Consider the following 8,209-nt stretch of genomic DNA (forward strand, 5'->3'; position numbering starts at 1 on the left):
CCGGCACGGCCGCACCGGGCGCGCCAGCTGCAGCGGCGGCGCGGCGCTGCAAATCGGCCGCCGCCGTGGGCACACCGAATAGCACCCCTGTCTGTGGCACGTCGAGACCCGCAGTCCAGAAGACCGCATTGAGCAGCATCCGCCGCACCTCCGGCTGGTCCAGCGCGGTCAGATAGTGTGCGCCACTGTAAACAAAGGACCGTCCGCCGTCAGCACGCTCGTAGCCCCACGCCACGGGCGTGGTCTCGGCGTGATCGTCCAATACCGCGTGCCCATCGCGGTACTGCGGCTGCAGCTCCGCCGATAGCACAGGCACCAGCGTGCCCGCGTCCGCAGGCGCAGCCCGGAAAGTCGGGTAGAACTCATCCCGGTACGCAAACGCGCCGATACCGCGCGCCGCCGCAACCGTGGGCGCCGCCGGCACCAGCTCCGCCCATTGCGTGGTGCGGTCGAACATCGCCGGCCGCACCGCGCCAGTCCAGCGCGCGAGCCCAAGGTCATCGTCCACCGGAACCGTCGACGCCTGGTGCAGCGTCACCAAGCCGACACCACGCCGCATCGCCGCCTCGAACCCAGCCCGCTTCGACGGATCAAGCAGCGGATGATGGCGTTCCCCATCGAAGTACCACACCACCGTCGCCGCATCGTCGAGCGCATGCGCATCCGCCGGCCACCCATCAGGATACGCCACCACCTCCACACGCCCGCGCGCGTCCGGCGACGACTCCAGGATCGCTTTCAGCGCCCGCACCCCATTCGGATAGTCGTGCAGGCCGACGCCCTTCTCGCTCTTCACACCACCAATCAGCACCACCTTGCGCGCCAGCTCGGCAGCCGGCGCGGCGCCCATCACGAGTCCAAAACCGCAAGTTACCAGCGCAATTTGGCCTACCAGTTTTCCTACAATTTGCCGCATATATTTCTTCCCGTTTTCCCTCTGGCGATCCTACCAGCCCGGTGCTCGAATGCACGCTTTATAGCAGGAAATCTCGTAGGAGAACGCCTCATGGCTGCCGCTCATCCAGTCCTACAAACCGACCGCGCGTGTGCTGATCCTTTGGCTCCGGCCGCCTGCCTACTATGGAGGCTCATCAAAACGCACCGCTTCCTGCGGCGCGAACCGAGAGCAAAGGAGATACACCATGGCATCTAACAACCAAGGCGGTAACAACCAAGGCGGTAACAATGGTGGTGGCAACAAGCAGTCGGGCAACAACAGCAATCGCGGTTTTGCTTCGATGGATCCGGAACGTCAACGCGAAATCGCCTCCGAAGGCGGCCGCGCGGCTCACGCTTCGGGCAATGCACACGAGTTCACCTCGGAAGAAGCACGCCGTGCCGGCTCCATGAGCCACAAGAACGACGGTAACAACCAGAGCAGCTCGGGCGGTTCGCGTCAGAGCGGCGGCAACAATGCCAACTCGGGTGGCGGCCAAGGCGGCTCGGGTGGCGGTACTCGCGGCGGCTCGCCGGAGCAGCACGCCAAGGCTGGCTCGCAGAGCCACAAGAACGACAAGCGCTAAGCGCGCGGTATCCTCGCAATGAGGATGCAATAAACCGCCCACCTGGGCGGTTTTTTATTGGCGGGGCTTCAGCGCGCCGCCGCTTCCGGCACCACGGCCGTCACTTCGATCTCGACCCGCGCGCGGTCTTCGATCAGCGCCGTCACCTGAACCGCCGTCATGGCCGGGTAGTGGCGGCCGATGATGTCGCGGTAGGCCTGTCCGATGTCCTTCGCAGCGGCCAGGTATTCGCGCTTGTCCACGACATACCACGTCATGCGCACGATGTGCTCCGGCTTTGCGTCGGCTTCCGCCAGTACCGCCACCACATGCTCGAGCGCCTGCCGCGCCTGCGCCGCGAAATCGTCGGTCTCGAACTCGCACTGCGCGTTCCAGCCCACCATGCCGCTCACGCACACCATCCGCCCGCTCGCGGCCACGCCGTTGGAATAGCCGCGCGGACGCGGCCAGCCTGGCGGTTGAAGAATCTCCATCATGCGTCCTTGTAGTCGCGCAGCAGTTCGCGCGCGATGATCAATTGCTGTACCTCGGTCGCGCCCTCGTAGATGCGCAGCGCACGGATCTCGCGGTACAGCATCTCCACAGCCTGCCCGCTCACCACACCAAGTCCGCCAAACATCTGCAACGCTGCGTCGATGACCTGCTGCGCCGTTTCGGTGGCAGTCATCTTGGCCATCGCGGCCTCGCGTGTGACCTTGCCGCCATGGTCGCGCTGCCATGCGGCGCGGTAGGTCAGCAACGCGGATGCATCGACATGCGTCGCCATGTCCGCCAGCTTGGCCTGGGTGAGCTGGAAGTCGGCCAATGTCTGGCCGAACATCTTGCGCGTCGTCGCACGTTCGAGCGCTTCGTCCAGCGCCCGGCGCGCAAAGCCGAGAGCCGCCGCCGCTACCGACGTGCGGAACACATCGAGCGTGGCCATCGCCACCTTGAAGCCCTGCCCCGCCTCGCCGATCCGCTGGCTGGCCGGAACGCGGCAATTCGTGAACTTCAGGCGCGCCAGCGGATGCGGTGCAATCACCTCGATGCGCTCCGCGATCTCGAAGCCGGCGGTATCGGCATCGATGACGAAGGCGCTGATGCCGCGGGCGCCCGGCGCTTCGCCCGTCCGCGCAAACACCACGTAGAAGTCTGCGATGCCGCCGTTGGAGATCCACGTCTTCTCGCCATCGAGAATGTAGCTGGCGCCGTCCGCGCGCGCCGCGCACTGCATGGCCGCGACATCCGACCCGGCCTCCGGCTCGGACAGCGCAAACGCCGCAATCGCCTCGCCGCGCGCCACGCGCGGCAGGTACTGGTCCTTCTGGGCCGCTGTGCCAAACAAGCTGATGGCACCCGAGCCCAGTCCCTGCATCGCAAACGCAAAGTCGGCCAGCCCGTTGTGCCGCGCCAGCGTCTCGCGAATCAGGCAAATCGCACGCGTGTCAATGGCGCTCGCCTCCGACCCGATGGCATAGCGCAGCCACCCCCCCTCGCCCAGCTTGCGCACCAGCCGGCGGCAGGTGCCATCGACATCGCCGCCATGCTCGTGGGCGATATGGTTCGCCGCCCACGCATCGAGCGCGCGCTCCAGGTCCCCGTGCCGGGTTTCGAAGAACGGCCAGTCGAGATACCGCTTGTCCGCCATCGTCAATCTCCTTCGAATTCGGGCTTCTGCTTCGCCACGAAGGCGTGGTAGGCGCGGTGGAAGTCGTTGGTCGCCATGCAGATCGCCTGCGCCTGCGCCTCCGCTTCCAGCGCCTGCTCGATACTCATGTTCCACTCCTGCTGCAGCATTTTCTTGGTCATCCCATGTGCAAAGGTCGGGCCATCGGCCAGCGCCCGCGCCAGCGTTTGCGCGCGCTGCATCAGCTCCTCGGGCGCGCACAGGCTGTTGAAGAAGCCCCAGCGCTCACCCTCCTCGCCGGACATCGAGCGGCCCGTGAACAGCAGCTCCGACGCGCGCCCCTGCCCGATGAGCCGCGGGAGAATCGAACACGCCCCCATGTCGCACCCCGCCAGCCCGACACGCGTGAACAGGAAGGCCGTCTTGCTGCGCGCCGTCCCGATCCGCATGTCCGACGCCATCGCCAGAATCGCGCCCGCGCCCGCGCACACGCCATCGACCGCCGCGATCACCGGCTGCGGGCAGGCCCGCAGCGCCTTGACCGCGTCGCCCGTCATCCGCGTGAAAGCCAGGAGCCCCGGCATATCGAGTTTGGTCAGGGGACCGATGATGTCGTGCACATCGCCTCCCGAGCAGAAATTCTCACCCGCGCCGGTGAGGACGATGGCCTTGATGTCGTCCGCATACGCCAGTGCGCGGAACAGGTCGCGCAGCTCCCCATACGAGTCGAAGGTCAGCGGGTTCTTGCGCTCCGGCCGGTTGAGGGTGATGGTCGCCACGCCGTCCAGCGCGTCGAAACGGAAGTGCGTGGCGCTGTAGCCGCCCAGCGGCTGCCGGTTGCCCGGCAGCGCATGCGGCTCGCCTTGCAGGTATCGCATGGTTACTCCTTGGTGTCGTTCAGTTGGCGCTTCATCGCATCGAGCAGCTCGATCATGCGCGCCTTGTCGGTGGCCGGGATATCGCGAAAGATGTCGGCCACCCATTCCTCGTGCACCGCCGCCATCCCGGCAAAGGCTTTGCGCCCCGCGGGCGTGAGCTTGACGGTGAAGGCGCGCCGGTCAGCCTGATCGGCCACGCGCACCACCAGCTGCTCGCGTTCCAGCTGGTCCGTGATGCCGGTGATGTTCCCGCCCGTGACCATCATGCGGCGCGACAGCTCGCCCATGCGCAGGCCCTCCGGGTGGCGTTCCAGCTGCGCCATCAGGTCGAAGCGCGGTAGCGTGATGTCGAAGTGGCTGCGCAGGCGGCTGCGGATCTCGTTCTCCACCCGCACGGTGCAGGACAGCATGCGCAGCCAAAGCTTGAGCGCCTGGTGGTGCTCGTCCGTGAGCCGCGTGGCCAGGTCCGGGTCAGTGCTCACAGGCGTGCTCACATCACCTCCCCGCCAGCCACCGCGATGGTCTGACCGTTCATCGCGGACGATTGCGGGAGGCAGAGCCACAGCACCGCGTTGGCCACTTCGTCCGGCTGCACCAGGCGGCCCTGCGGATTGTGCGCGGCCAGTTCGGCCTTCGCTTCCTCCGCATTGCGGCCGGTTTTGCGCATGATGTTGGCCACCGCTTCCTGCACGATGTCGGTCTCGGTGAAGCCGGGGCACACCGCGTTGACCGTGATGCCCTTGGCCGCCAGCTCCAGCGCCAGCGCACGCGTGAGGCCCACCACGCCATGCTTGGCCGCGCAGTAGGCAGCCACGTAGCGGTAGCCGCTCAGCCCCGCGGTCGAGGCCACATTGACGATGCGCCCCCAGCCCTGCGCCAGCATGTGCGGCAGCGCGGCCTGGATGCAGTGGTAGGTGCCGGACAGGTTGGTGTCGATCATCCGCTGCCACAGCTCCGCATCGGTCTTCACGAACGGCGCCGAGCCGGCCTGCCCCGCGTTGTTGATGAGGATATCGATGCCGCCGCTGCGCTGCACCGCGTCGGCGAAGGCGCGCTGCACTGCCTCGCCATCGGTGATGTCGATGGTGAGCGCGTGCGCGCCGCGCCCGACGGCCAGTTGCGCCTCCTGCAGCGCCACCGGATCGCGGGCCGCCAGCGTCACGCGCGCGCCTTCGTCCGCAAGTGCGCGCGCGATGGCGAGCCCGATCCCACGGCTGGCGCCCGTAACCAGGGCATGCTTGTGTGCGAGCGTTCCCATCATCCCTCCAGCAATCGCGCCGCCACCTGCTGCGGCGAGAGGCCCGCACTGGCCGCAGCCAGCTGGCGTTCGCGCTGGAGGTTGCGCTCCAGTTGCGCCTTCCCGGCCAGGTATTGCTTGGGCCAGGCGACCGCCGTGTACCCCAGCTTGGCCGCCTCGTTCAGCGTCCACGCCGGGTTGGCGAGGTGCGGGCGACCCACCGCGCACAGGTCCGCGCGGCCTGCCGCGATGATGCTGTTGGCGTGATCCGCCTCGAAGATCGAGCCGACGGCAATGGTCGGAATGTCCGCCTCGTTGCGGATGCGGTCCGCGAACGGCGTCTGGTACATGCGCCCGAACACCGGCTTCTCCTGTTTGCTCACCTGGCCGGACGAGCAGTCGATCATGTCCGCCCCCGCGTCCTTGAACAGGGCCGCGATGCGCACCGCGTCGTCCGGCGTGATCCCGCCCTCCACCCAATCATGTGCCGAAATGCGCACGCTCATCGGCTTGTGCGCAGGCCACACGGCGCGCATCGCGCGGAACACGCGGAGCGGATAACGGCAGCGGTTCTCCAGCGAGCCGCCATACTGGTCGGTCCTGTGATTGGTCAGCGGCGAAATGAAGGAGGAAAGGAAGTAGCCGTGGGCGCAGTGCAGCTCCACCCAGTCAAACCCCGCCTGCTCGGCTGCCAGCGTCGCCCGCACGAAGTCCGCTTCGATGCGGTCCAGGTCCGCCCCCGTCGCCGCCCGCGCCACCTGCGACACGCCCGGCAGATACTGCTCGTCGGACGCAGCCACCAGCGGCCAGTTCCCGTCCGGGAGCGGCAGGTCGATCCCTTCCCACATCACCTTCGTGGAGCCCTTTGGCCCCGCGTGCCCGAGCTGCAGGGCGATGGCGGCATCGCTGCTGGCATGCACGAAGTCCACGATCCGCTTCCACGCCGCCGTGTGCTCCGGTGTGTACATGCCGGGGCAAGCCGGCGTGATGCGCGCATCGGCCGACACGCAGGTCATCTCCGCGAACACCATGGCCGCGCCACCGAGGGCCCGCGCGCCGAGGTGCACCAGGTGGAAGTCGCCGGGCACGCCATCCACGGCCGAGTACTGCGCCATTGGCGAGACCACGATCCGGTTCTTCAGCACGAGGTCGCGCACACGGAACGGCGTGAGCATCGGCAGCAGTTTTTGCTCCGGGACTGGAACACCCGCCTGCGCGCACGCGCGCTGCGCCAGCCACGCCTCATAGCGTTCGACATAGCCCGGATCGCGCAGCCGCAGGTTCTCGTGCGAGATACGCTGACTGCGCGTGAGCATCGAGTACGCGAACTGCTGCGCGTCCATGGCCGTGTAGCGCTGCACGTTCTCAAACCACTCCATCGAATTGCGTGCCGCCGACTGGATCTTCAGCACCTCGATGGAACGCGAGGCCTGGTACGCTTCCAGCGCCGCGCGCAGACCGGTGGAACCAGCCAGGCAGCGCGCCAGTTCGATCGCGTCTTCCAGCGCCAGCTTGGTGCCGGACCCGATCGAAAAGTGCGCCGTGTGCGCGGCATCGCCCATCAGCACCACCGGCACCTCGCCGTTCCAGTGCACCCAGTTCTCGCAGACGATGCGAGGGAAGGCGATCCAGATGGCCGAGCCGCGCAGATGCGAGGCGTTGGACAGCAGCGGATGCCCGTCCAGCTGGTCCGCGAACAGGCGCTCGCAGAAGGCGATGCCCTCCTCCTGCTCCATGTCGTCCAGACCCGCCTTGCGCCACACGTCCTCCGGCGTCTCGACGATGAAGGTCGAGGTGTCGCCGTCGAACTGGTAGATGTGGGCCTGGAACCAGCCGTGCTCCGTCTCCTTGAAGGCAAACGTGAAGGCATCGAACTTCTTCTTCGTTCCCAGCCACACGAAGCGGCAGCGCCGGGTTTCCACGGTCGGCTGGAAGGTGGACTCGTAGCGTGTACGGATGCGGCTATTCAGGCCATCGGACGCGATCACCAAGTCCGCGTTGTAGCGCGCGGCGAGCGTCTGGTCGTCCGTCACGTCGGTCTCGAACACCAGCCGCACGCCCAGTTCCTCGCAGCGCTGCTGCAGGATGTTGAGCAGCCGCTTGCGCCCGATGCCGCAGAAGCCATGCCCGCCCGAGGTCACCCGCGTGCCCTTGAAGAAGACGTCGATGTCGTCCCAGTGATTGAAGGCACGCAGGATCTCGCGCGCGGTCGGCTCGTCGGCCGCGACGAGGTTGCCCAGGGTCTGGTCCGAGAACACCACACCCCAGCCAAAGGTGTCGTAGGGCCGGTTGCGCTCCACCACCGTGATCTCGTGGCGCGGGTCGGCCTTCTTCATCAACAGGCCGAAATACAGCCCGGCCGGACCGCCGCCGATACAAACGATATTCATGACTCTCGCAATTTGAAGCGCTGCAGTTTGCCGGTCTCGGTGCGCGGCAGCTTGTCGGTGAAGCGCACGGAGCGCGGGTATTTATATGGCGCGATGTGTTCCTTGACGTAGTCCTGCAGTGCCCTGGCCATCGTCTCGCCCGGCGCCTGGCCCGGTTTGAGCACCACATGCGCCTCCACGATCTGGCCGCGCTCCTCGTCCGCGCGCCCCACGACGCCGCATTCGGCCACTGCCGGGTGGCGCAGCAGCACATCCTCGACTTCCGCGCCCGCGATGTTGTAGCCCGCCGAAATGATCATGTCGTCGGTGCGCGAGCGGTAGTAGAAGTAGCCGTCCGCGTCCATCTCGTAGGCGTCGCCAGTCAGGTTCCATCCATCGAGTACGTAGTCCTTCTGGCGTTCATCGGCCAGGTAGCGGCAGCCAGTCGGGCCCTTGATGGCCAGGCGCCCGATCACGCCCGGTCCCACCGGCTGGCCCTGGGCATCGAGCAGGCAGGCGCGGTAGCCCGGCACCGGCTTGCCGGTCGCACCGGGGCGGATGTCCGCTCCGGCCGCGGAAATGAAGATGTGGAGAAT

The 8,209-nt window shown here is 67.0% G+C and carries 9 protein-coding genes; 1 reads left to right on the plus strand and 8 read right to left on the minus strand.

Annotated elements, in window-relative coordinates; translation table 11 throughout:
- The coding region (locus E4L96_RS16580) for a ThuA domain-containing protein (RefSeq protein ID WP_167758718.1) at nt 1-850 on the minus strand (850 nt) is incomplete at its 3' end.
- A 292-nt stretch (nt 851-1,142) separates the two neighbouring features.
- Here E4L96_RS16580 and E4L96_RS16585 point away from each other — a divergent pair.
- Nucleotides 1,143-1,523 carry a KGG domain-containing protein gene (locus E4L96_RS16585; RefSeq protein ID WP_135208325.1) on the plus strand — a complete coding sequence of 127 codons (381 nt, stop codon included), beginning with the start codon at nt 1,143-1,145 and terminating at the stop codon, nt 1,521-1,523.
- 68 nt (nt 1,524-1,591) lie between these two features.
- Here the strand turns inward: E4L96_RS16585 and E4L96_RS16590 are convergent, their stop codons facing one another.
- The 7 genes from E4L96_RS16590 to E4L96_RS16620 all read right to left on the minus strand — a co-directional run.
- Nucleotides 1,592-1,996: a RidA family protein gene (locus tag E4L96_RS16590; RefSeq protein WP_135208326.1), complete on the minus strand. Its 405-nt coding sequence runs from the start codon at nt 1,994-1,996 to the stop codon at nt 1,592-1,594.
- Nucleotides 1,996-3,150, minus strand: coding sequence for an acyl-CoA dehydrogenase family protein (locus E4L96_RS16595; protein ID WP_135208327.1), 1,155 nt, complete (start codon nt 3,148-3,150; stop codon nt 1,996-1,998). Before E4L96_RS16595 ends, E4L96_RS16590 begins: the two co-directional genes overlap by 1 nt.
- Nucleotides 3,151-3,152: 2 nt before the next feature.
- Entirely contained in the window at nt 3,153-4,007 is an 855-nt protein-coding gene (locus tag E4L96_RS16600) for an enoyl-CoA hydratase family protein (RefSeq protein ID WP_135208328.1), read from the minus strand.
- Nucleotides 4,008-4,009: 2 nt separating this feature from the next.
- Nucleotides 4,010-4,489, minus strand: coding sequence for a MarR family winged helix-turn-helix transcriptional regulator (locus E4L96_RS16605; protein WP_229414570.1), 480 nt, complete (start codon nt 4,487-4,489; stop codon nt 4,010-4,012).
- Nucleotides 4,490-4,497: 8 nt separating this feature from the next.
- Nucleotides 4,498-5,265, minus strand: a complete 768-nt coding sequence (locus E4L96_RS16610; RefSeq protein ID WP_229414572.1) for an SDR family NAD(P)-dependent oxidoreductase — start codon at nt 5,263-5,265, stop codon at nt 4,498-4,500.
- A complete protein-coding gene (locus E4L96_RS16615) occupies nt 5,265-7,634 on the minus strand; it encodes a bifunctional salicylyl-CoA 5-hydroxylase/oxidoreductase (RefSeq protein WP_135208330.1) in 2,370 nt (789 codons plus the stop codon). The genes E4L96_RS16610 and E4L96_RS16615 overlap by 1 nt, the downstream gene beginning before the upstream one ends.
- Nucleotides 7,631-8,209: AMP-binding enzyme (locus tag E4L96_RS16620; protein ID WP_167758719.1), on the minus strand; the 579-nt coding region annotated here is incomplete at its 5' end. The genes E4L96_RS16615 and E4L96_RS16620, both read right to left, overlap by 4 nt.

The organism is Zemynaea arenosa (genome assembly GCF_004614185.1).
In the GTDB taxonomy this organism is placed as follows: Bacteria; Pseudomonadota; Gammaproteobacteria; order Burkholderiales; family Burkholderiaceae_D; genus Telluria; species Telluria arenosa.

Bases quoted from the DNA above. Each gene is read 5' to 3' on its own strand.
- E4L96_RS16595 (WP_135208327.1), bottom strand. From the start codon at position 3,150: ATGGCGGACAAGCGGTATCTCGACTGGCCGTTCTTCGAAACCCGGCAC.
- E4L96_RS16610 (WP_229414572.1), bottom strand. From the start codon at position 5,265: ATGGGAACGCTCGCACACAAGCATGCCCTGGTTACGGGCGCCAGCCGT.
- E4L96_RS16590 (WP_135208326.1), bottom strand. From the start codon at position 1,996: ATGGAGATTCTTCAACCGCCAGGCTGGCCGCGTCCGCGCGGCTATTCC.
- E4L96_RS16615 (WP_135208330.1), bottom strand. From the start codon at position 7,634: ATGAATATCGTTTGTATCGGCGGCGGTCCGGCCGGGCTGTATTTCGGC.
- E4L96_RS16600 (WP_135208328.1), bottom strand. From the start codon at position 4,007: ATGCGATACCTGCAAGGCGAGCCGCATGCGCTGCCGGGCAACCGGCAG.
- E4L96_RS16585 (WP_135208325.1), top strand. From the start codon at position 1,143: ATGGCATCTAACAACCAAGGCGGTAACAACCAAGGCGGTAACAATGGT.